Source organism: Aeromonas salmonicida subsp. salmonicida, from assembly GCF_001643305.1.
Classification (GTDB): domain Bacteria; phylum Pseudomonadota; class Gammaproteobacteria; order Enterobacterales; family Aeromonadaceae; genus Aeromonas; species Aeromonas salmonicida.
In genome coordinates this window covers 1-22,000 of the sequence record NZ_LSGW01000113.1, presented here as the reverse complement: position 1 = coordinate 22,000, position 22,000 = coordinate 1, and the positions used below count along the sequence as shown (strand labels likewise).

Below are 22,000 nucleotides of genomic sequence, written 5' to 3'. Positions count from 1 at the left end.
TCATTGATCACCTCAGGTCATGGTGGCGACTGTACCACCTAAAATGGTGTCCGTGATGATTAGACCACTACAAAGGCGCCGGGAGCGGCAGCAAGCAGGAAAGAGAAAGGGAGCCGGTCAGGCTCCCTTTGATGCGGCGATGCAACGATGGCTGCTATGCGTAAGGCGGATACGCAGCCGGATCACTCACGGCTAATGGCATGTGACCCATGCCGCCCCTTATCGATTGGTCGCCGCCTTCATCCCTTCCACAAACTCCTTCAGACGAGTGAGCATATGCTCCGGGTTCTGGTGGTGTGTCTCGATAATCTTCACCACGGCGGAGCCGGAGATGGCACCGGCCGCGCCTGCGGCAATGGCTTCACGTACCTGAGCCGGTTCGCTGATACCAAAGCCGAGCAGGGCGGGGGGGGCATTGAACTCGCGCAGGGTATTGATCAGGCCATCTACCGGCATGCCGGCCTTGGTCTCGGCGCCGGTCACACCGGCGCGGCTCACCAGATAGGTGTAACCACTGCCCAGCTCCGCCACCTGTTTCAGGGTCTCGGCATCGCCATTGGGCGGGGCGATAAAGATGCTGTCGATGCCGAACTTGTCGGCGGCCGCCTTGTAGGGGGCGCACATCTGCACCGGCACGTCGGCGACCAGCACAGAATCCACACCCGCCTGCTGGCACTTCTCATAGAAGCCGTCGATGTGGCGCACATAAACCAGGTTGGCGTAGACCAAGAGGCCAATGGGCAGCTGCGGGTACTTGGCGCGGATGCGGCCGAGCAGCTCGAAGCAGTCGTCCGGGGTTGTGTGGCTCTCGAAGGCGCGCAGGGCGGCACCCTGAATGGTGGGGCCATCCGCTACCGGATCGGAGAAGGGAATGCCGAGCTCGAGGGCATCGGCGCCCCCTGCGACCAGCGCATCAACGATGGCCAGGGAGAGTTCTGGGGTGGGGTCACCCAGCATCACGAATGGTACAAAGGCGCCCTGATTGACCGCATCCAGACGGGAGAAGAGTTGTGCGTAAGGGTTCATGACAAGGTTCCTTCTTTTTCAAAAATGTCTGCCACGGTGAAGATATCTTTGTCGCCACGGCCGGAGAGGTTGACGATCAGCACCAGCTCTTTTTCCGGTTCACTGCGGGCCATCTTGAGGGCGTGAGCCAGCGCGTGGGAGGACTCCAGCGCCGGGATAATCCCCTCGGATTTGGCTAGCTCCTGGAAGGCGTCCAGCGCCTCCTTGTCGGTGATGGAGACATACTCGGCGCGGCCGATGGAAGCCAGATGGGCGTGCTGCGGGCCGACGGAGGGGAAATCCAGCCCCGCCGAGACGGAGTAGGACTCCTGAATTTGCCCCTGCTTGTCCTGCATCAGGTAGGAGTGCATGCCAAAGAAGACCCCCTTGCTGCCGTGACCCAGCGGCGCACCGTGCTCGCCACTCTCGATGCCGTGACCACCCGGCTCGACCCCGATCAGACGCACCTCCTTGTTGTCGATAAAGTCGGCAAACATGCCGATGGCGTTGGAGCCGCCGCCGACACAAGCGATCACCGCATCGGGCAGGCGCTCCTCTTTCTTGAAGCACTGGGCCTTGGCCTCTTCGCCGATCATTTTCTGGAACTCCCGCACGATAGTGGGGAAGGGGTGCGGACCGGCGGCCGTTCCCAGCAGGTAGTGGGCGTTGTCGTAGCTGGCAGCCCAGTCACGCAGCGCCTCGTTGCAGGCATCTTTGAGGGTGGATGAGCCGGAATGCACCGGAATGACGGTGGCACCCATCAGCTTCATGCGAAAGACGTTGGGCTTCTGGCGCTCGCAATCCTTGGCGCCCATATAGACCCGGCACTTGAGGCCGAGCAGGGCGCAGGCCAGTGCGGTGGCGACGCCGTGTTGACCGGCGCCGGTCTCGGCGATGATCTCGGTTTTGCCCATTCGCTTGGCCAGCAGCGCCTGACCCAGCACCTGGTTGGTCTTGTGGGCGCCGCCGTGCAGCAAGTCTTCGCGCTTCAGATAGAGGCGGGTCTTGGTGCCCTTGGTCAGGTTGCGGGTCAGGGTGAGCGGGGTCGGGCGACCGGCATACTCGGTCAGCAGCTCCTGAAATTCGGCGATAAAGGCCGGATCTTCCTGAGCATCGACGAAGGCTTTTTCCAGCTGAAGCAGGGCGGGGATGAGGATTTGGGGCACGTACATGCCGCCAAATTCACCAAAAAACGGGTTGAGCAGGGTCATGGTTTCTTCCTTATACCTTGAATCAAAAAGACATTATTAAATTCGGTGTTATCGCTCTGCGCTTTCAAAGAGGCGAAGGGCACTGTTACAAGCCGCGCAGGGCGCTAAAGGCCGCAGCTAGCTTGTGTGGATCTTTCTGGCCCGGGGCACTCTCCACCCCCGAGTTGAAATCAAGGCCGAGGCAGCCGACCTCTGCCGCCTGCAGGGCATTGTCGGGGTTCAGGCCGCCCGCCAGCATCAGCTTGGCTTTATTCAGATTGGCCAGCATGGCCCAGTCGAACGCCTGACCTGTGCCGCCGCTCTGGCTGCCCACTTTTGTATCCAGCAGCAGGCGATCCGCCGGATAGTCGAGGGCGGGCAGCGGCTCGCCACTCGTGACTCCTATGGCTTTCCAGACCTGGCAGCTCGCCGGCAGCAGCGGACGCAGCGCCTCGATATAGGCGGCATCTTCATCCCCATGCAGTTGCACCGCGGCCAGTCCCAGAGCTTCTACCGTCTGGACTATGGTGGCGGGCATGGCGTTGCGAAATACCCCGACGTAAGAGAGCGGCGCGCCAGCCATCACGGCGCGGGCGGTGGGAATGTCCACATAGCGTGGGCTCTTGGCGACAAAGATGAGGCCGCCGAATACGGCGCCTGCCTGATGGGCGGCGGTGGCATCTTCGGCGCGGGTCAGGCCGCATACCTTGTTCTGGCCCAGCACCAGCTTGCGTACTGCGGCCTCCAGATCCGCTTCCTCCATCAGGGAGGAGCCCACCAGGAAGCCCTTGGCATGGTGGCGAAGGTCGGCCACCTGGGTGCGCTCCTTGATGCCGGATTCGCTGATCACGACCCGGTCGGCGGGAATGTTTCTGGCCAGCTGCTTGGTGCGGTTGAGATCCACACTCAAGTCCCGCAGGTCCCGGTTGTTGATGCCGATGACCGGTGCCCCCAGCGCGATGGCGCGGGCCAGCTCTTCCTCATTGCTCACCTCGGTCAGCACACCCAGGCCCAGCGCTTTGGCGACCGCGAACAGGGCGCGATAGCCCTCGTCGGTGAGCACAGAGAGCATCAGCAGTATGGCGTCAGCCTGATAGTGGCGGGCCAGATAGAGCTGATAGGGGTCAATCATGAAATCCTTGCACAGCACCGGTTGCTGGACGCGGGCGCGCACTCGCGGCAAAAAGGCGAAATCCCCTTGAAAGAACTTCTCGTCGGTCAGCACCGAGATGGCGGTGGCGTATTTGCCATAGATATCGGCGATGGCCTCCGGGCTGAAATCATCGCGGATCAGCCCCTTGGAGGGGGAGGCCTTCTTGCACTCCAGAATAAAGCGGGTGGAACCGGCCTTGAGGGCACCGACGAAATCCCGATCGCTTTGGGTCAGTTCGTTCTTGAAACTTTCAAGAGGCTGGGCCAGCTTGCGGGCGGCAACCCACTCCTGCTTGGCCGCCACGATTTTGCCGAGAATGGTCTGGTTGATGGAAGCCATGTTCAGAAAAGCATGGGGGGCAATGAGGTCTGACATCTCGTTATCCTTGCGAAGCTGGCTATTGCCCTGCGGGCTTTCTTGTTTGGTGCCGTGCTGGTTCGTGGCTGACATCATGCCTCCTGATGGCTCAGGGTGGCGAGGCGGGCGGCGAGCTCGGCCGCCTTGCCGCTCGCCAGCACTGCCAGCACCTCGGCCGCCGCGCTCTTGAGATCCGCGGCCTTGCCCGCCATCAACAGCAGCGGGGCCACGTTGGCTGCGATGGCGGCGTTGTGCGCTGGAGTGCCTTGCCCTGCCAGAATGGCGGCGGTGATGGCACGGTTCTCTTCGGGCTCGCCCCCCTGAATGGCGCTCACCGGATAGGTCTCCAGGCCAAAGTCAGCCGGGGTGATCATGAATTCGCGGATCTCGCCGTCACGGATCTGGGCCACCTGGGTCGGGCCGTGGATGGCAATCTCGTCGAGTCCGGCGCCGTGAACCACCATACCGGTTTTCAGCCCCAGTGCCAGCAGGGTTTCTGCGATGGGGCGCACCAGCTCGGGGGCATAGACCCCCATCAGCTGATAGGTGGGGCGAGCGGGGTTGATGAGCGGCCCCAGCACGTTGAACAGGGTGCGGGTCTTGAGGGCCTGACGCACCGGCATGGCGTGGCGCACCCCTGCGTGGTATTGGGGAGCGAACAAGAAGCAGATGCCGAGTTTGTCCAGGCAATGGCGCGCTTGCGCCGGGCTCATGTCGAGCTTGATGCCCATCTTGTCGAGCAGATCGCTCGAACCCGACTTGCTCGATACCGAGCGGTTGCCGTGCTTGGCCACTTTCAGACCGCAGGCGGCTGCGACCAGTGCCGAGGTGGTGGAGACGTTGATGGTGTTGAGGCCATCGCCACCGGTACCGACGATGTCGCAAAACTCATAATCCGGACGCGGGAAGTCGCGAGCCTCCGCCAGCAACGCCTCGGCGGCGCCGGCGATCTCCTCCGGTGTCTCCCCCTTGATCTTGAGGGCGGTCAATAAACTGGCGAGCACTATGGGATCCACTTCGCCACGAACCACTTGCCCGAAGGCGTCACGGGTGCTTTCACGGCTCAGAGACTGACCCTGATAGAGGGTGTTGAGATGATGATGCATAGGGTCTTCCTTACCGCACACTGCTAACTGGACGGGTGATATGGGCGAGCGCCTGAGTCAGCAGGCGGGCCCCTTCCGAGGTCATGATGGATTCGGGGTGGAACTGGAAGCCCAGCACCCTGTCATCCTGCTGCTCTATGGCCATGGGCATGCCCTGATAGTGGGCAATCACAGTCAGTTCTTCCGGCACATAGGTGGCGACCAGCGAGTGGTAGCGGGCTACCGGCAGCGGGCTCGGCAGACCGGCAAAGGCGCCGTGGCCGTTGTGCTCAATCAGGGATCGCTTGCCGTGGACGATTTCACCCGCCGCGCCGACGGTGCCGCCGTAGGCTTCGCACAGGGCCTGATGACCGAGGCAGATGCCGAGGATGGGCACCTGACCACGGGCCAGCTTGATCAAATCAATCAGGCAACCCGCTTCATGGGGTGCGCCCGGCCCAGGGGAGAGCACCAGTACAGCATCCCCTTCGCAGGCGGCAATTTCGCTCATGATGCGGCTCGCGGGCAGGCTGTTGCGGTAGATCCGCACCGGATAGCCGAGGGAGCGGAACTGGTCGACGAGGTTGTAGGTAAAGGAGTCGAAGTTATCGAGCAGGAAAATGTTAGTCATGGCTCACGTCCTTATGTTGCTCCTGCTGGGCGCTCAGGGCTTGCAGTGAGGTGCCATGGCTGGCGGCGATGGCGGCCAGCACGGCGGCCGCCTTGGCGCGGGTCTCGTCCGCTTCGGCCTGGGGTTTGGAGTCATAGACCACACCGGCACCGGCCTGTACATGGGCCACGCCATCTTTGACAAAGGCGGAGCGAATGACGATGCAGGTATCCATCTCCCCCGCACCGTTGATGTAGCCGACGGCGCCGCCATAGCTGCCACGGCGCTTGCCTTCCACCATGCGAATAAGCTCGCTGGCGCGGATCTTGGGGGCGCCGGTGAGGGTGCCCATGTTCATGCAGGCCTGATAGGCGTGCAGGGCGTCAAGGTCGGCGCGCAAGGTGCCGACCACCTTGGAGACCAGATGCATCACGTGGCTGTAGCGATCCACCTTGAGCAGCTCCTTGACGTAGCGGGTGCCGGGCGCCGAGATGCGGGCGATGTCGTTGCGGCCCAGATCCACCAGCATCAGGTGTTCGGCGACCTCTTTTTCATCTTGACGCAGCTCCAGCTCGATGCGGCCATCCAGATCCCGGTTGATGCTGCCATCCGGGTTCAACCCCCGGCGACGGGTACCGGCGATGGGGTACATCTCGACGTCGCGGCTGGCGGCGCAGAATTTCACCGCGCTCTCCGGTGAGGCGCCAAACAGGGTGAAGTTTTCATCCTGCACGTAGAACATGTAGGGGCTGGGGTTGGTCTGCTTGAGGCGGCGATAGGCGGCCAGCGGGCTCGGGCAGGGCAGGGAGAAGCAGCGGGACGGCACCACCTGGAAGATGTCGCCACGGCGGATAAAGCCCTTGAGCTTCTCCACCTCGGCGCAGAACTGTTTGTCGCTCTTGTCCACGCTCATGCCGCCGGTCAGGGCCGCAGTGGCTTGCGCCGGGATCCGGGCTTGCTGGCAGGCCAGTTTGAAGTCGGTGAGTCGCTCGGTGAGACGAGCATATCTGTCGTCCACATGGCTCTCGTCGCTGTCGCCGCCAAAGATGCAGGCCAGCAACTGGGTGGATCGCTCGATATGGTCGATGGTGATCAGGGTCTCGGCCACATAGAAGCAGTAGTCGGGGCAGTTGTTGCTCCCCTCCGGCACCTCTGGCAGATCTTCAAAGGAGGCGATCAGGTCGTAGGCGAAGCTGCCCGCCATAAACAGCGCTTCTTTACCCAGTTGGCACTGCAGCTCTTGTTGCAGGGTGCGCAGCACGTCCAGCACGCTGCTCCCCTTGAGGCGAGAGTCTTCATCCTGTTCCCGATCGGAGGCGGGGAAGTCGAGCTGCAACTCGCCATCCACCAGCGTCTGGCTGATGACGGCGGGCAGACGCTCGGCCAGCAGGCTCTGCAACTGGGCGCCGTTGTCGTTCAGGGTGCGAACTCGCACAGTGCGACCCCGGCATTCGATGCGCAGGCAGGCATCGACCAGCAGCAGGCTCTGCTTGCCCGCCTTGGAGTCGATCTCCACCGATTCCAGCAGCAGGTTGTTGGGGCGCCCCTGGCAGAGCTGGGTGTAGAGCGCCAGCGGGTCGGCCACATAGGGGGCATTGAGCTTGAGGGTATCGAATTCACCCAGGGGCAAGCGAGTCGTATTGACGGTCATAGTGCGTTCCCTTGCGTGTGATGCGTTTTACCGATGTTCATGACGTTGAATACCTTGAAAAAATGCCTTGGAAATTACGTTGGTTTTGCAGCTTCAGTAGGGTTGCCATCGCCATGTCAGTGTTCTTGTCTGAATTCTCGGTTTCATCACAGGTCCATTTGCCGGATAATAAAAAAGCCCGCTGGGGTCAGCGGGCTTTTTCTTTGGGTTCTTAATTTGCTGTCAGATTACAGATACAGCAACGACCACACGCCCGCATGTCAGGGAGTGTGCCACCACCAGATGGTCAGGATGGAAGTCGTTTGCATGATAAAGTCCTGTAAAAAGATGTTTGCAATGAAGTGCCTACAGAAAACGATAAAGCCGCGGCCAAGTCAAGTCGCTTTTTTGCCTATCTATCCCGATGGGGACCTGACCATGAGAGCGGAATAACCTGATGAGATTCGATCTTCACTGTCATACCACAGCCTCCGACGGCGTGCTGAGCCCCGCCGATCTGGTGCGTCGTGCCGCCGAAAAACAGGTCGAGGTGTTAGCAGTCACTGACCACGATACCCTTGACGGGCTTGATGAGGTGCGTCGTACCATCGAAGCCGAGCAACTGCCGCTGCGACTGGTAAGCGGGGTCGAGATCTCCACCGGCTGGGAGCACCACGAGATCCATGTGGTGGCGCTGGGGGTGGATGAAAAAAATCCGCAGCTGGTGGCGTTTTTGGCGGGTCAACGGGCTCGCCGCGAGACGCGCGCGCTGGAAATAGGGCGCCGTCTGGAGAAGTGCCTCATCCCCGGCACCTATGAAGAGGCCAAGGCGCTGGCCGGTGATGCTGCCGTGACCCGGGCCCATTTTGCCCGTGTGCTGGTGGCGCGCGGTGTGGCCGACAACATGCAGAAGGTATTCAAAAAGTACCTGAGCCGTGGCAATAAAGGGTATGCCCCGGCTGAATGGCCCGAGATGAGCGAGGCCATCACCGCCATTCACGCCGCCGGTGGGTTGGCGGTACTGGCTCACCCCAGCCGTTACGATCTCACCGCCAAGTGGATCAAGCGGCTGCTGGTGGCCTTCAAGGCGGCCGGTGGCGATGCCATGGAGGTGTCACTTCCCCAGCAGAGTCCGCAGGAGCGGGCCAACCTGGGCCAGTGGGCCAAGGATCACGACCTCTATATTTCGGTGGGGTCTGATTTTCATTTTCCGTCCAGCTGGACCGAGTTGGGCCGCCACCTCTGGCTGCCAAAAGAAGGCATGCCGCTCTGGCTGGCCTATCCGGACCACTTTGGTCTCACCACCGAGCAGCACGCTACCCTGCTGGCCAATCGCTAGCACAGGGTCTACCGGTTGGCCCTCTGTTGCATGGGAGGGTAAACCGGCGTCAAACAGGTTAAGGTAGCGTCATGGGTCTGGAACCCGTGACCATACGAGCGGGCAGGCATTGCCGCCCCCATTGCGAGAACGAGCTATGAGTCAGCATTTTTACGTACACCCGGAAAACCCCCAGGCCCGTCTGATCGGTCAGGCGGTGCAGATCATCCAGAACGGCGGCGTCATTGCCTATCCGACTGATTCCGGCTATGCGCTCGGTTGCCAGATGGGTGACAAGGGCGCGCTGGAGCGCATCTGCCGCATCCGTCGCATTGACCCCACCCACGACTTCACCCTGGTGTGCCGGGATCTCTCCGAGATATCTACCTATGCCAAGGTGGACAACACGGCGTTTCGTCTGGTCAAGGGCAACACACCTGGGCCCTACACCTTCATCTTCAAGGCGACCAAGGAAGTGCCGCGCCGCCTGATGAACGAGAAGAAGAAGACCATCGGCATCCGGGTGCCGGCCAACAACATAGCGCTGGCTCTGCTGGAAGCGCTCGGTGAGCCGCTGCTCTCCACCACACTGATCCTGCCGGGTTCAGAGATGGCGGAGTTTGATCCGGAAGAGATCTTCGACAAGCTGGGCAAACAGCTGGATCTGGTGGTCAACGGTGGCTATCTGGGCGAGCAGCCCACCACAGTGGTGGACTTCTCCGACGACGAGACAGTGCTGCGTCGTCGTGGTGCCGGGGATCCCACGCCGTTTGAGTGATACTGCCGACCCGGCACCTGTGATGGCCACGCCAGCACAGGTCACCATGGGGGAGGGGCTTGCCCCATCCCCCATCGCGAAAGTGCTGGGGCAGCCCTATCATGAGCTGCCCCAGGATCTGTTTATTCCGCCCGATGCGCTGGAAGTGTTTCTCGATACCTTCGAGGGGCCCCTCGATCTGCTGCTCTATCTCATTCGGCGTCAGCAGCTGGATATCCTGAACCTGCCAATCCTGCAGATCACCGCCCAGTACATGGAGTACGTGGAGCTGATGCAGGGGCTCAATCTGGAGCTGGCGGCTGAATATCTGCTGATGGCGGCCTGGCTCGCGGAGATCAAATCCCGTCTTTTGCTGCCCAAGGCCCCCGAGCTTGAGGACGAAGAAGAGGGAGAAGATCCCCGCGTCACCCTTATTCGTCGATTGCAAGAATATGAGCGCTTCAAGGTGGGGGGCGAGCGCCTCAATGCCTTGCCACGAGTGGAGCGGGAGATTTATATCGCCGCCGCCCTGCCGCCGGATTTCGGCTCTCTCAAGCCACTGACTCCCGATGTTTCACTGGTTGAGCTCGCCCTTTACATGCAAAGTGTGGTAAAACGCGCGACTCATTTCGAACATCACCAGATCCGCCGTGAGCAGATCCCGACCCGGGTGCGCATGGCGGAGATCTTGGCCATGCTCTCTCTGGGCCAGACATTGCGGCTGGAACAGGTACTCAAAATGGAAGAGGGACGCATGGGGGTGCTGGTGACGTTTCTGGCGCTGCTGGAGCTGTGCAAGGAGTCCCTGATCTGGATCCTGCAGGCTGAACCCCTGGGTCCTATCCATTTTGCCCTGGCGAGCCAAGAGGAGACCGGGGAGCGTGGACATGCGCACTGAGTTGTTTTCTTTGTCGCTTCCTCGCAGCCAACTTGCCGGGGGTTGCGTGCATTTCCCGTTGCCCAGCCAGCCCGACGTCGTGAGCAAGGAGGGCAACCGTGGCGCTGCCTGCTGAACGACTCAAGACACTGGTCGAAGCCGCGATTTTTATTGCCGGGCGCCCCTTGACCGTGAGCGAGCTGAAAAGCGGTGTGCTGGCGGATTACCCCGTCACCGGCCGCTATATTCAGCTGCTGCTGGCCGAATTGCGACAGGATTACAGCGAGCGGGGAGTGGAGCTTAAAGAAGTTGCCTCCGGCTGGCGCTTTCAGGCGCGCCAGGAGTATGCCGAGGAGCTCTCAAGGCTCTGGAGCGAACGGGCTCCCCGTTATTCGCGCGCCGTGATGGAGACGCTGACACTGATTGCGTATCGTCAGCCCATCACCCGGGCCGAGATCGAAGCCATCCGCGGGGTGGCGGTGTCGAGCCAGATAGTGAATACCCTGAAAGACCGTGGCTGGGTGCGCAGCGTCGGTCACAAGGAGGTGGTGGGTCGCCCGGAGCTGCTCGCCACCACCCGGGAATTTCTGGATTATTTCAATCTGCAGAGCCTGGAGCAGCTCCCCGAGCTGGATCCTGAACTGCAAACCCCCCTGGCCGTTATGCCGGCTGAGGGCCGTGAAACCTGATCCATGTTGTTGGCATTTGCCAAGGCGTGGGCCAGGTCTCTTAATGATCAAAGTGGTGCCGGATTGCCCTGACGGGATCTGGCACAGTAGTCAACGTTGCCCGTTATGCTGGCGGGCAGCGATCAACAATCAGGTAACCCCGATGAGTGAAAAACTGCAAAAAGTGTTGGCCCGCGCGGGTCACGGCTCCCGTCGTGAGATGGAGGCCCTGATCACCGCAGGTCGGGTCAGTGTGGATGGCAAGGTCGCCACACTGGGAGATCGCGTCGAAGTGAACGCCGTGATCCGTGTCGATGGCCATACGGTCAAGACCCGTGCCGAGGAAGAGATGATCTGCCGTGTGCTGGCGTATCACAAGTCCGAAGGGGAGATGTGTACCCGTCACGATCCGGAAGGTCGTCCGACCGTGTTCGATCGTCTGCCCAAGCTGGACAGCGCCCGCTGGATCGCGGTAGGCCGTCTCGACGTCAATACCTCAGGCCTGTTGCTGTTCACCACAGACGGTGAACTGGCCAACCGCCTGATGCACCCGAGCCACGAAGTGGAGCGCGAATACGCGGTGCGCGTGTTTGGCGAGATCACCGAAGCCATGTTGCAGCGCCTGCGCAAAGGCGTGCAGATGGAAGATGGCATGGCCAAGTTCAACAAGATCAAACCGGCCGGCGGTGAAGGTCTGAACCAGTGGTTCAACGTCACCCTGACCGAAGGTCGCAACCGTGAAGTGCGCCGTCTGTGGGAATCCCAGGAAGTGCAGGTGAGCCGCCTGATGCGGGTGCGCTACGGCGATGTCACCCTGGATCGTGGCATCCCCCGCGGTGGCTGGCAGGAGCTGAAACTGCCGGAAGTGAACTACCTGCGCGGCCTGGTCAACATGCCGCCGGAGACCGAATCCAAGGTCGACCTGCAGCAGGATGGCAAGAGCACCCGTCACAAGCAGGCTGCCCAGATCCGTCGTGCCGTCAAGCGTCACAAGGACATGCAGGGTATGGAGCCGCGCGCACGCAGCACCACGGCCCGTCGCAAGCCGACTTCCTCTACCCGCAACTCGGGTACCGGCAGCAAGTAAGCATTGCGCTGAGCCTCATGGGTTCATGCAAGGAAAGGCCCGCCTCTCAGGCGGGCCTTTTTGTTGCTGCGGTTTGCCGCTTATTATTCCAATCCCCTCCTTGCTGAATTAAACCACCCGGCGGACCCGCTGGGGGAGAGGGGCAAGGTTGCTCTGCCAGAGCGGGCTTGTTAGCCTTTGCGGCACTGATACAGGAGATAATAATGAGCAAGGTATTGGATGAGCTGCTGGCCCTGCTGGCGCTCGAGAAAATCGAGGAGGGCCTGTTTCGGGGCCAGAGCCAGGATCTCGGTCTGCGGGCCGTGTTTGGCGGACAGGTAATGGGGCAGGCCTTGTCAGCCGCCAAACAGACGGTGGCCGCCGATCGTCAGGTGCACAGTTTTCACTCCTACTTCTTGCGCCCCGGTGATGCCAATCGTCCCATCATCTACGATGTGGAGAATATCCGCGACGGTCAGACCGTCTCTACCCGCCGGGTCAAGGCCATCCAGGGTGGCAAGCCCATCTTCTATCTCAACGCCTCGTTCCAGGTCGAGGCCGAAGGGTTCGAGCATCAGATAAGTATGCCGGCGGGGATCACCCCACCCGAGCAGCTCAAGAGCGAACTGGAGCTGGTGCGTCCCTACGAGCATCAGATCCCGCCCGCCCTGCGTGACAAGATCATGTGCGAGAAGCCCATCGAAATTCGCCCTGTGACCCTGGTCGACCCGATCCGTCCGGATGTGCACGAGCCGCTGCGCCATGTCTGGTTCAAGGCCAATGGCCAGATGCCGGATGATCAGCGGGTCCACAAGTACCTGCTGGCCTATGCCTCCGATTTCCACTTCCTGTTTACCGCCCTGCAGCCCCATGGCGTCTCTTACTGGGAGCCGGACATGCAGGTGGCCACCATAGATCACTCCATGTGGTTCCACCGGGACTTCAGGCTGGATGACTGGCTGCTCTACGTGGTGGACAGCCCGAGCGCCAGCGCAGGTCGTGGTCTGGTACGCGGCCAGTTCTTTACCCGCGATGGTGTGCTGGTGGCGAGCACGGCGCAGGAAGGGGTGATCCGCCGACGCGGTTGACCTCAGATGCCAGCCATAAAAAACGGGAGCCAGTGGCTCCCGTTTTGTTTTCCGAACCGGCAGTCAGGCCGTTTCACGCTCGGGGGCAAGCTGTGCTTCCCCACCCTGGGCGAAACGGTCGGCCCACAGGGCGATGACGCCGTCACCGGTGACGTTGCAGGCGGTGCCAAAGCTGTCCTGCGCCAGGTAGAGGGCGATCATCAGGGCGATGGAGGCTTCCCCGAAACCGAGCATGGAGGTGAGCAGACCCAGGGCCGACATGACGCCGCCACCCGGTGCGCCCGGTGCGGCTATCATGATGACGCCCAGCATCATGATGAAGGGCAGCATGGTGCCATAGCCGGGAATGGCCAGGTGCTCGGAGAGGAACATGACGGCGGTGGCGCAGGTCACCAGGGTTATGGTGGAGCCACACAGGTGGATGGTGGCGCACAGGGGCACTGTGAAGTTGGCGATGCCATGGCTCACGCCGTTGTTCTTGCTGGCCTGCAGCGCAACCGGAATGGTGGCGGCGCTGGACATGGTTCCCAATGCGGTGAAGTAGGCGGGCAGCATGTTCTTGATGAGCATAGCGGGTGAGCGACCGAGCGCCAGACCCGTGCCGACGAACAGCACGCTGAGCCAGAACCAGTGCATGACAATGGCCATCACCAGCACCACGCCGAAGGTCTTGAGGGTGGCAAAGACGGTGCCCTCCACCGTCATCTCGACGAAGACACCGGCGATGTAGAACGGCAGCAGCGGGATAATCACCCGGGCCAGCAGGCGGTCTATGATGTCACGGCCCTGATCGGCGACGCGGCGCAGGTCGGTGGCCTCGGTGGCGCTGATGCCGATGCCGAACACGAAGGCGGCGGCCAGGGCAGACATGACCCCGAACAGCGGCGGTATCTCCAGAGTGACGTAGGAGCTGAGCTTGATGGCGGTTTCCGTGGTGGGCTCGGCGGCTGTGGTCAGCAGCGGGATCAGATGGCTTGCCACTGTGAAGGCGAACAGACCTGCCAGTATGGTGGAGCAATAAGAGAGCGCCACCGTCTTGCCCAGCAGCTTGCCGGAGTTCTTCGGCAGGCTGGCGATACCGCTCATGATGAAGAACAGAATGATGAGCGGAATGGTGAAGGTGATCAGCTGACCTATGACTGTCTTGGCCGTAAACAGCAGGCGTGCAACCCATTCCGGGGCGTAGAGACCGAGCAAGAGACCGGCAAGAATACCGGCAACCAGTTTGAGGACAAGTTTCATAAGGAAATCCAGGTGTTAGTGTCTGATTTGTTATTTAATTCTGATTTTAATGCCGCTTTTTAACACAAGTGCCGCATCTTGTCTTCCAACACCTGGTTAACTCAGAGTTAAATATTGTTAGCTGGATGATGAATTGCGGGGGATGGGCCCTTTGAAGCGACGGCGGCGATATTGATTCGTGGTGGGGGTGAGATCGGGTAGCCGGATCAGCAGGGCATGCAGCCAGCGGCCGTGCTTGGCATCCTCGCCGCACCAGCTCTGATGCAGCTCAAATGGCAGGGGGGCGATCAGTTGTTGCAGGCGGGCTTCATCGAGCCGGGTCTGCAGCGGGTATTCGTCCTGTGAGGATGCCACTGGGTTGCCGGATTTTCCCTCGTCATAAGGGAAGGAGCAGTAGAGCGGCGCCCGGGGTTTGAGCAGGCTGGCGAGATGCATCAGGGCGGGGGCAAGCTCCTCCTCGACCAGGCAGGGCAGGGAGCCGCTGGCCCAGATGCCGTCAAAGGGCAGGACGTTGTGCATCTGCTCGAATCGGCAGACACGCACCGGCGCGAGGCCAGCTTCGCCTGGGCCAGGCTGGCATCAATGGCGGTGACCATGAACCCCTGCTGCCGGAAAAAGAGCAGATCCTCGCCCGCTCCGCAGCCCGCTTCCAGCAGATGGGCGCCTGCCGCCAGCTGTTTCAGAAAACGCTGACGTGCTGACAGTGTGCCTGGATCCGCCACAGATGGCAGACTGGAGGAGGCATCATGACTGGGGGAAGCATCATAGTTGGGCAGTGGTGATATGGACATGGCAGGCACCTTCTTTCGGGGGCGCTACTCTAGCAAATTTGGCGGCGCGCTACCAAAGGCTCAGGCAGCGAAATAATACCGCCTGGGTGGACGCTGATCCGTGGCGCTGTGACTACCTCCTGGCTGAGCAAGAAGCTGGACAAGAGCCCGTTGCGCCTTGCCAGCAAGGAATGCGGGCCAGCTCGGGGCCGGCCCATGCAGATCAGGGGCGGCGGGTGGCCGGGCCGTTTGGCAGGGCTATCAGGGTAAACAGGCTGTCGAGCAGGAAATCGGCCTCGCGGGTCAGGTTGATACGCTCAGGGAAGTGCAGCCAGTTGATGATGTAGCCATCCAGTGTGCAGTGCAGCAGGGTGGCGGCGCGCTGGGTATCCAGCGTCTTGGGGAGTTGACCCTGGCGGATGGCATTGGTCAGGGTGATCTCAAGATCCCGGAAAAAGTTGGCGGCCTGGCCGCGCATGTGTTCGCGCAGGGAGATGGCTTCGCCTTCCAGCGATTCCAGATTGAACATGATGGTGAACATCTGCTGATGAGCCGGATTGGTACTGATCTTCACCAGCACCTCCTTGAGGAAGCTGCGCAGCTTGCCGAGGGGATCGGGCTCCTGCTCGGCAACGCAGGCGTCGAGCTTGTGGGAGAGCGGCTGGCACAGCTCCTCCCACAAGGAGACGAACAGCTCTTCTTTATTCTTGAAGTGCCAGTAGATGGCGCCACGGGTCAGGTCGGCGGCCCTGGCAATATCGGTCAGGCTGGTCTTGGCCAAGCCGTGTGAACAGAACAGATTAAGGGCCGTACTCATGATGTGGCAGCGGGTCTGCTGCGCCTCTTCTTTGGTTCTTCTGGCCATCGATATCTGCGCCTTATAAAAGTAAAAAAAGTCACTTACATACATTTATGAATGTATGTATATTGCCTCATCTTTCCGATTTTACCAACAGGGACCTGTAAACCCTGTGGTTATTCATTGACTGACAAAGGTTAAGGTTCTCCATGCATAAACATATTCTCGCACGTTCGGTTGGCCTTGCCCTGCTGGCAGGTGGTCTGCTGGCAGCTTGTGGCGAACAGGGCGGTGCCCAGCAAGGGCCGGGTGACATGCCACCCGCCGCCGTGGATGTGGTGACCCTGCACACGGCACCGCTGCAACTCACCTCTGAGCTGACCGGTCGCAGCGCGCCGCTGCGGGTCGCCGAGGTGCGTCCCCAGGTGAGTGGCATCATTCTCAAGCGTCTGTTTACCGAAGGCAGCGACGTCAAGGCCGGGCAACTGCTCTATCAGATCGACCCTGCGCTTTATCAGGCCAACGAGCAGAGCGCTCGCCTCAAGGCCAAGCGTTATGCCGAACTGGTGAAGGTGAAAGCCATTAGCAGCCAGGAGTATGACGACGCCGATGCCGCCTGGAAGCAGCAACTGGCCGAGATAGGCGCTGCCAAGGCGGCCTTGCAGAGTGCCAACATCAATCTGGCCTATACCCGCATCACGGCCCCCATCAGCGGTCGCATCGGCAAGTCCGCGGTGACCGAGGGTGCCTTGGTGACAGCCCAGCAGGCTGACAGCCTTACCTCCATCCAGCAGCTCGATCCCATGTATGTGGATGTGCGTCAGTCCACCGCCGATCTGCTGCGCCTCAAGCACCAGGTCGCCGCTGGCAAGCTCGTTCAGGACGAGAACAAGGGCGCCAAGGTGCGCTTCCAGCTGGAAGATGGCAGCAGCTACAGCGAAGAGGGCTCATTGCAGTTCTCCGACGTGACTGTGGATGAGACCACCGGCATGGTGACCCTTCGGGTGATAGTGCCGAACCCTCATCAACTGTTGCTGCCCGGTATGTTCATGCGCGCCACTCTGCAAGAGGGCGAGCGTGCAAAAGGGCTGCTGGTGCCGCAAACCGCCGTGACCCGCACCCCCAAGGGGGGAGCTACCGTCATGGTGGTGACGGCGGACAACAAGGTCGAGCTGCGCGATGTGCAGGTGAGCCGTATCGTTGGCAGTGACTGGGTGGTTGAATCCGGTCTCAAGACGGGTGAGCGGTTGATCGTCGCCGGTCTGCAAAAGGTACAACCCGGGGCTGTCGTCGCGCCCACTGAACAGGCGGCCACCGCGCCGTCTGAACAGACCCCGGCCAACAAGTAGGATGGAGTAGTCGCCTCATGGCACGATTTTTCATAGATAGACCCATCTTCGCCTGGGTAATTGCCCTGGTGATCATGCTGGCAGGGAGCCTGGCCATCATAGGCCTGCCGATCGCCCAGTATCCCAGCATTGCACCGCCCGCCGTGGGCATATCTGCAAGCTATCCGGGAGCTTCTGCCAAGACGGTAGAAGACTCTGTGACCCAGATCATCGAGCAGAACATGACGGGGCTGGATCACCTGCTCTATATGTCTTCTCAATCTGATTCCTCCGGCAATGTGTCGGTGACCCTCACCTTCCAGGCGGGGACAGATCCCGATATCGCCCAGGTGCAGGTGCAGAACAAGCTGCAGCAGGCGATGTCGCTGTTGCCGCAAGAGGTTCAGCAGCAGGGGATCCGGGTTCAGAAGACCTCCAGCAGCTTCCTGATGGTGGCGGCCTTCATCTCCGGTGACGGCAGCATGAACAACGATGACCTGGCCGACTATGTGGTGGCCAACATCAAGGAGCCGCTGAGCCGTCTGGACGGGGTAGGGGACATCACACTGTTCGGCAGCCAGTACTCCATGCGTGTCTGGCTCGATCCGAACAAGCTCACCCGGGTACAGATGACCCCGATTGATGTGCAGAACGCCATCAAGGCACAGAATGCCCAGGTGGCGTTTGGCAAGGTGGGGGGCACGCCCTCGGTCGAAAGTCAGCAGTTTACTGCCACCATCATGGGGCAGACCCGTCTCTCTACCGTGGAGGAGTTCAACAATATCCTGCTGCGGGTGAATCAGGACGGCTCCAAGGTACGGTTGCAGGATGTGGCCCGGGTTGAGCTGGCGGGTGAAAACTACGACGCCGATGCGCTCTACAACGGCCAGTCTACCGCGGCGGTTGCCATCAAGCTGGCGACCGGTGCCAACGCCCTCGACACCGCCGAGAAGATCCGCGGCAAGCTGGACGAGCTCTCAGCCTACTTCCCAGCCAACATGAAGGTGGTCTATCCGTACGACACTACCCCCTTCGTGCAGATCTCCATCGAGGAGGTGGTACAGACCCTGATCGAGGCGATCTTCCTGGTGTTCTGCGTTATGTATCTGTTCTTGCAGAACTTCCGTGCCACCCTGATCCCGACCATAGCCGTGCCGGTTGTATTGCTTGGGACCTTTGGCGTCATGTCGGCGTTCGGCTTCTCCATCAATACCCTGACCATGTTCGGTCTGGTGCTGGCCATAGGCCTGCTGGTGGATGATGCCATCGTGGTGGTGGAGAACGTGGAGCGGCTGATGAGCGAGGAGGATCTCTCCCCGCTGGAAGCGACCCGCAAGTCCATGACCCAGATCACCGGTGCCCTGGTGGGGATCGCCCTGGTGCTCTCTGCGGTCTTTGTGCCCATGGCCTTCTTTGGTGGTTCGACCGGTGCCATCTATCGCCAGTTCTCTCTCACCATCGTCTCGGCCATGGTGTTGTCTGTGCTGGTGGCCCTGATCCTGACGCCGGCACTGTGTGCTACCCTGCTCAAGCCCATCAAGCATGGGGAGTTCGGTGCCCAGCGTGGCTTCTTCGGCTGGTTCAACCGGGCCTTTGATTCTGGTGCCAACCGCTACCAGAGCGGTGTGCGCAAGGTGATCAAGCAGGGCGCCCGTTACAGCATCATCTATGTCGCCATGTTGGCGGTGCTGGCCGTGCTGTTTATGCGCATGCCCACCTCCTTCCTGCCGGAAGAGGATCAGGGTGTCATCATGTCCATGGTGCAACTGCCGGTCGGTGCTACCAAGCAGCGCACCGAAGTGGTACTGGCGGACATGCGCGATTACTTCCTGAAAAACGAGAAGGACAACGTCGACTCTGTGCTGACGGTGGCGGGCTTCAGCTTCGCCGGTAGCGGCCAGAACAGCGGCATGGCGTTTATCAAGCTGAAAGACTGGAAAGAGCGCAGCAGCCCGGATCGCAGCGCCAATGCCATCATAGGCCGCGCCATGGGTTATCTGTTCAGCATCAAGGAAGCCCAGGTGTTCGCCTTCAACCTGCCTCCCATTCCTGAACTGGGCACGGCCACCGGCTTTGACTTTTACCTGCAAGATCGCGCAGGACTGGGTCATGACAAGCTGATGGCGGCGCGCAACCAGTTGCTTGGTATGGCGGCGCAGGATCCCAACCTGGTGCGGGTGCGCCCGAACGGGATGGAAGACACGCCCCAGCTCGACGTCAAGATTGACTACGAGAAGGCGCTGGCTCAGGGGCTTTCCATCAGCGACATCAACAGCACCCTCTCTACGGCCTGGGGCTCTTCTTACGTGAACGACTTCGTCGACCGGGGGCGGGTCAAGAAGGTCTACCTGCAGGCGGATGCCCCCTTCCGGATGAATCCGGAAGATCTCAAGCTGTGGTATGTGCGCAACAGCACAGGCCAGATGGTGCCCTTCTCCGCCTTTGCCAGCACTGAGTGGAGCTTCGGCTCGCCCCGTCTGGAACGCTATAATGGCGTCTCGGCGATGGAGATAGTGGGTGAAGCGGCACCAGGCAAGAGTACCGGTGACGCCATGGCAGCCATCGAGCAGATGGTGAAGCAGTTGCCGGAAGGGATAGGTATCGAGTGGACCGGCCTCTCCTTGCAGGAGCGGCAAGCGGGTTCCCAGGCGCCAGCCTTGTACGCCATCTCCCTGCTGGTGGTATTCCTCTGTCTGGCGGCGCTGTACGAGAGCTGGAGCATTCCCTTCTCCGTCATGCTGGTGGTACCGCTCGGGGTCTTGGGGGCCATATTGGCAGCGACCATGCGCGGGCTTGAGAACGACGTCTACTTCCAGGTGGGCTTGCTCACCACCATTGGGCTGTCGGCCAAGAACGCGATACTTATCGTCGAGTTTGCCAAGGAGCTGTACGACAAGGGAATGGGCTTGGGTGAAGCCGTGGTTGAGGCTGCGCGTCTGCGTCCCATCCTGATGACCTCCCTCGCCTTTATCCTGGGTGTACTGCCGCTGGTCATCAGCTCGGGTGCCGGTGCCAGCAGCCGTAACGCCATCGGGACCGGTGTGATGGGGGGGATGATCAGTGCGACCGTGCTGGCCATCTTCTTCGTGCCGCTGTTCTTCGTGCTGGTGACTCGCCACTTCACCAAGCACAATTCACAGGAAGAGCAGGCTGCGCTTGCCAAGGAGACCCATCATGACTAAGACGCTGGTCGCCTTGAGCGTGACACTGCTGCTGGGGGCCTGTTCCATGGCCCCTGACTATCAAAGACCCGAATTGCCACAAGGCGCCTCCTGGCAGAGCAATGAGACAGCAGGGGAGGCGGCCGTCTCCCCCTGGCAGCAACAGTTTCTCGACCCGACGCTGCAAAGGCTCATTGACACTGCACTGGAGAACAACCGGGATCTGCGGATCGCGGCTCTCAACGTCGAGGCGTATGAAGCCAGGTACCGTATTCAGCGGGCGGCGCAACTGCCGACCCTGGCAGCGAACGGCTCGGGCACCCGCCAGCAGGGATCCGACGATCTCAGCAGCACGGGGCAGGGGACTATCAGCAGCCAGTACGATGCCAATCTCGGCATCACTGCCTATGAGCTGGACCTGTTTGGCCGGATCCAGAGCCTGAAAGATCAGGCTCTGGAGACCTACCTTGCCGAGATTGAGACCCGGCGCAGCACCCAGATTGCGCTGATAGCGTCGGTGGCCAATGCCTATCTCACCTTGCTGGCGGATCAGGAGTTGCTGGCGCTGAGCGAGGCGACCTTGTCGACCGAGCAGGAGAGTTATGGCCTGACCGAGCACAAGTATCGGTTGGGGGCCGCCTCCGAGATGGAGCTTGCCCAAGGGCGTACCGCACTGGAAAGCGCCCGGGTCAGCCTGGCCCAGTACCAACGCCAGGTGAAGCAGGATCGCAATGGTCTAGCACTGCTCCTTGGCACCCAGGTTCCTGTGCTGGACAGCCAGCCAGTGACCCTGGCCGAGGTAAAACTGGCGGCGATCCCGGTGGGCGCGCCTTCGAGCTTGCTGCAACAGCGCCCGGATATTCTGGCCGCCGAGCACAGTCTGAAGGCGGCCAATGCCAATATAGGCGCGGCGCGCGCCGCCTTCTTCCCCTCCATCTCGCTCACCGCGACGGCGGGGACGGCCAGCAACCAGCTGAGCGGCCTGTTTGACGGAGGAACTGGCACCTGGTCGTTTATCCCCCAGAGCAACCTGCCCATCTTCGACGGTGGGAAACGTATCGCCGATCTTGATGTGGCTGAAGTGAGTACCCGGCAGGCGGTGGCGAGCTACGAGAAGAGCATCCAGACCGCCTTCAAGGAGGTTGCGGATACCCTGGGTGCCCAGGCGGACTATCAGCAGCAGTTGCGGGCACAGCAGGCTCTGGTCGAAGCCAACCAGACCTATTTCAAGCTGGCGGAGTTCCGTTATGAGCAAGGCGTGGACAGTTACCTGACCCGGCTCGATGCCCAGCGTTCGTTGTTCAGTGCCAAGCAGGGCCTGATCAGCACCCGTCTGGCCCAACTGACCAACCAGGTGGCGCTCTACAAGGCCATAGGTGGTGGTTGGCAAGCCCCAGACACGACGACGGAGCAGCAGTAGCGATTACCTTCCACTTTGGGTTATCGTATAGCCACAGGGCGAACCATCTGGTTCGCCCTGTTTTTTTGAGCAAGATCATATGCATATGGCACCTTGATGACATAATGCGTCGTGCTTTATCGAGTTAGAACCCCTGTTTCCGATGTCCAGGTCATTGAGTAGTATGTGAATTGACGGCAGCACCGCAAAATAGCACTGGAGCTGTGTGCGAAAGACAGAGAGACCCTTTCAGGACCGTACATATTCGTGCTTGTCGCAAGACCTGGTGAGTAAGAAATTCATTTTGCATTTAAGATCAAAGAAGTAGTAACTAAACAAACCGCAACAGTCATTGCCTTGTCTATGCAATACCTTGAGTGGTCATAAAGCGACCATTAATGATGTCACGACTAAAGAGCTGTTCTGAATAGTAGATCAGCGGAGGAAGGGAACTCAGTCCAGTTTGTGCGATCTCATTAGTCGCCAAACAAAACAAG

Annotated in this window: 19 protein-coding genes; 9 read left to right on the top strand and 10 right to left on the bottom strand. The window is 60.7% G+C overall.

The window, feature by feature from the left end:
* Positions 1-219 precede the first annotated feature (219 nt).
* The 6 genes from trpA to AXW79_RS20675 form a co-directional block, all read right to left on the bottom strand.
* Positions 220-1,026, bottom strand: a complete 807-nt coding sequence (gene trpA, locus AXW79_RS20700; RefSeq protein ID WP_005319145.1) for a tryptophan synthase subunit alpha — start codon at positions 1,024-1,026, stop codon at positions 220-222.
* The gene (trpB, locus tag AXW79_RS20695; protein ID WP_005319143.1) at positions 1,023-2,216 is read right to left on the bottom strand and encodes a tryptophan synthase subunit beta; all 1,194 of its coding nucleotides are present in this window, start codon (positions 2,214-2,216) and stop codon (positions 1,023-1,025) included. The genes trpA and trpB overlap by 4 nt, the downstream gene beginning before the upstream one ends.
* 85 nt (positions 2,217-2,301) lie before the next feature.
* Positions 2,302-3,798, bottom strand: coding sequence for a bifunctional indole-3-glycerol-phosphate synthase TrpC/phosphoribosylanthranilate isomerase TrpF (gene trpCF, locus AXW79_RS20690; RefSeq protein WP_005319140.1), 1,497 nt, complete (start codon positions 3,796-3,798; stop codon positions 2,302-2,304).
* On the bottom strand, positions 3,798-4,811 hold the full coding sequence (trpD, locus tag AXW79_RS20685; RefSeq protein ID WP_005319138.1) for an anthranilate phosphoribosyltransferase: 1,014 nt from the start codon (positions 4,809-4,811) through the stop codon (positions 3,798-3,800). Before trpD ends, trpCF begins: the two co-directional genes overlap by 1 nt.
* A gap of 10 nt (positions 4,812-4,821) precedes the next feature.
* On the bottom strand, positions 4,822-5,421 hold the full coding sequence (locus AXW79_RS20680; RefSeq protein WP_005319135.1) for an aminodeoxychorismate/anthranilate synthase component II: 600 nt from the start codon (positions 5,419-5,421) through the stop codon (positions 4,822-4,824).
* A complete protein-coding gene (locus AXW79_RS20675) occupies positions 5,414-7,051 on the bottom strand; it encodes an anthranilate synthase component 1 (protein WP_011898523.1) in 1,638 nt (545 codons plus the stop codon). Before AXW79_RS20675 ends, AXW79_RS20680 begins: the two co-directional genes overlap by 8 nt.
* A 436-nt stretch (positions 7,052-7,487) precedes the next feature.
* Here AXW79_RS20675 and rnm point away from each other — a divergent pair, with 436 nt between their 5' ends.
* The 6 genes from rnm (at position 7,488) to tesB (ending at position 12,804) form a co-directional block, all read left to right on the top strand.
* The gene (gene rnm, locus AXW79_RS20670; RefSeq protein WP_005319129.1) at positions 7,488-8,369 is read left to right on the top strand and encodes an RNase RNM; all 882 of its coding nucleotides are present in this window, start codon (positions 7,488-7,490) and stop codon (positions 8,367-8,369) included.
* 136 nt (positions 8,370-8,505) lie between these two features.
* A complete protein-coding gene (locus AXW79_RS20665; RefSeq protein WP_005319127.1) occupies positions 8,506-9,126 on the top strand; it encodes an L-threonylcarbamoyladenylate synthase in 621 nt (206 codons plus the stop codon).
* Positions 9,119-10,003 carry a segregation and condensation protein A gene (locus tag AXW79_RS20660; protein WP_170321059.1) on the top strand — a complete coding sequence of 295 codons (885 nt, stop codon included), beginning with the start codon at positions 9,119-9,121 and terminating at the stop codon, positions 10,001-10,003. The genes AXW79_RS20665 and AXW79_RS20660 overlap by 8 nt, the downstream gene beginning before the upstream one ends.
* Positions 10,004-10,101: 98 nt before the next feature.
* Entirely contained in the window at positions 10,102-10,671 is a 570-nt protein-coding gene (gene scpB / locus AXW79_RS20655; RefSeq protein ID WP_005319123.1) for an SMC-Scp complex subunit ScpB, read from the top strand.
* Between the two features lie 142 nt (positions 10,672-10,813).
* Complete coding sequence (rluB, locus tag AXW79_RS20650) at positions 10,814-11,737, top strand: 23S rRNA pseudouridine(2605) synthase RluB (protein ID WP_005319121.1); 924 nt, start codon at positions 10,814-10,816, stop codon at positions 11,735-11,737.
* A gap of 203 nt (positions 11,738-11,940) precedes the next feature.
* The gene (gene tesB, locus AXW79_RS20645) at positions 11,941-12,804 is read left to right on the top strand and encodes an acyl-CoA thioesterase II (protein WP_005319118.1); all 864 of its coding nucleotides are present in this window, start codon (positions 11,941-11,943) and stop codon (positions 12,802-12,804) included.
* Positions 12,805-12,867: 63 nt separating this feature from the next.
* Here the strand turns inward: tesB and AXW79_RS20640 are convergent, their stop codons facing one another.
* The 4 genes from AXW79_RS20640 to AXW79_RS20630 all read right to left on the bottom strand — a co-directional run bounded on the left by AXW79_RS20640 (position 12,868) and on the right by AXW79_RS20630 (position 15,681).
* Positions 12,868-14,046: a dicarboxylate/amino acid:cation symporter gene (locus tag AXW79_RS20640; protein ID WP_005319114.1), complete on the bottom strand. Its 1,179-nt coding sequence runs from the start codon at positions 14,044-14,046 to the stop codon at positions 12,868-12,870.
* A gap of 117 nt (positions 14,047-14,163) precedes the next feature.
* Complete coding sequence (locus tag AXW79_RS23900) at positions 14,164-14,565, bottom strand: class I SAM-dependent methyltransferase (protein WP_227534422.1); 402 nt, start codon at positions 14,563-14,565, stop codon at positions 14,164-14,166.
* Entirely contained in the window at positions 14,481-14,837 is a 357-nt protein-coding gene (locus tag AXW79_RS23895) for a class I SAM-dependent methyltransferase (protein WP_073531799.1), read from the bottom strand. Before AXW79_RS23895 ends, AXW79_RS23900 begins: the two co-directional genes overlap by 85 nt.
* Positions 14,838-15,039: 202 nt before the next feature.
* The gene (locus AXW79_RS20630) at positions 15,040-15,681 is read right to left on the bottom strand and encodes a TetR family transcriptional regulator (RefSeq protein WP_005319110.1); all 642 of its coding nucleotides are present in this window, start codon (positions 15,679-15,681) and stop codon (positions 15,040-15,042) included.
* Between the two features lie 143 nt (positions 15,682-15,824).
* On the opposite strand from AXW79_RS20630, the gene AXW79_RS20625 reads away from it, so the two are divergent.
* From AXW79_RS20625 to AXW79_RS20615, 3 genes are read left to right on the top strand one after another with little or no spacing between them, the layout of a single operon-like run.
* Positions 15,825-16,964 (top strand): efflux RND transporter periplasmic adaptor subunit, encoded by a 1,140-nt coding sequence (locus tag AXW79_RS20625; protein WP_005319108.1) that lies wholly within the window; start codon positions 15,825-15,827, stop codon positions 16,962-16,964.
* Between the two features lie 17 nt (positions 16,965-16,981).
* The gene (locus tag AXW79_RS20620) at positions 16,982-20,125 is read left to right on the top strand and encodes an efflux RND transporter permease subunit (protein WP_005319106.1); all 3,144 of its coding nucleotides are present in this window, start codon (positions 16,982-16,984) and stop codon (positions 20,123-20,125) included.
* Positions 20,118-21,524 carry an efflux transporter outer membrane subunit gene (locus tag AXW79_RS20615; protein ID WP_005319103.1) on the top strand — a complete coding sequence of 469 codons (1,407 nt, stop codon included), beginning with the start codon at positions 20,118-20,120 and terminating at the stop codon, positions 21,522-21,524. The genes AXW79_RS20620 and AXW79_RS20615 overlap by 8 nt, the downstream gene beginning before the upstream one ends.
* Positions 21,525-22,000 lie beyond the last annotated feature (476 nt).

Coding starts and splice junctions, on each gene's coding strand:
- trpA (WP_005319145.1), bottom strand. CDS start 1,026: ATGAACCCTTACGCACAACTCTTCTCCCGTCTGGATGCGGTCAATCAG.
- trpB (WP_005319143.1), bottom strand. CDS start 2,216: ATGACCCTGCTCAACCCGTTTTTTGGTGAATTTGGCGGCATGTACGTG.
- trpCF (WP_005319140.1), bottom strand. CDS start 3,798: ATGTCAGCCACGAACCAGCACGGCACCAAACAAGAAAGCCCGCAGGGC.
- trpD (WP_005319138.1), bottom strand. CDS start 4,811: ATGCATCATCATCTCAACACCCTCTATCAGGGTCAGTCTCTGAGCCGT.
- AXW79_RS20680 (WP_005319135.1), bottom strand. CDS start 5,421: ATGACTAACATTTTCCTGCTCGATAACTTCGACTCCTTTACCTACAAC.
- AXW79_RS20675 (WP_011898523.1), bottom strand. CDS start 7,051: ATGACCGTCAATACGACTCGCTTGCCCCTGGGTGAATTCGATACCCTC.
- rnm (WP_005319129.1), top strand. CDS start 7,488: ATGAGATTCGATCTTCACTGTCATACCACAGCCTCCGACGGCGTGCTG.
- AXW79_RS20665 (WP_005319127.1), top strand. CDS start 8,506: ATGAGTCAGCATTTTTACGTACACCCGGAAAACCCCCAGGCCCGTCTG.
- rluB (WP_005319121.1), top strand. CDS start 10,814: ATGAGTGAAAAACTGCAAAAAGTGTTGGCCCGCGCGGGTCACGGCTCC.
- tesB (WP_005319118.1), top strand. CDS start 11,941: ATGAGCAAGGTATTGGATGAGCTGCTGGCCCTGCTGGCGCTCGAGAAA.
- AXW79_RS20640 (WP_005319114.1), bottom strand. CDS start 14,046: ATGAAACTTGTCCTCAAACTGGTTGCCGGTATTCTTGCCGGTCTCTTG.
- AXW79_RS23900 (WP_227534422.1), bottom strand. CDS start 14,565: ATGCACAACGTCCTGCCCTTTGACGGCATCTGGGCCAGCGGCTCCCTG.
- AXW79_RS23895 (WP_073531799.1), bottom strand. CDS start 14,837: ATGTCCATATCACCACTGCCCAACTATGATGCTTCCCCCAGTCATGAT.
- AXW79_RS20630 (WP_005319110.1), bottom strand. CDS start 15,681: ATGGCCAGAAGAACCAAAGAAGAGGCGCAGCAGACCCGCTGCCACATC.
- AXW79_RS20625 (WP_005319108.1), top strand. CDS start 15,825: ATGCATAAACATATTCTCGCACGTTCGGTTGGCCTTGCCCTGCTGGCA.
- AXW79_RS20620 (WP_005319106.1), top strand. CDS start 16,982: ATGGCACGATTTTTCATAGATAGACCCATCTTCGCCTGGGTAATTGCC.
- AXW79_RS20615 (WP_005319103.1), top strand. CDS start 20,118: ATGACTAAGACGCTGGTCGCCTTGAGCGTGACACTGCTGCTGGGGGCC.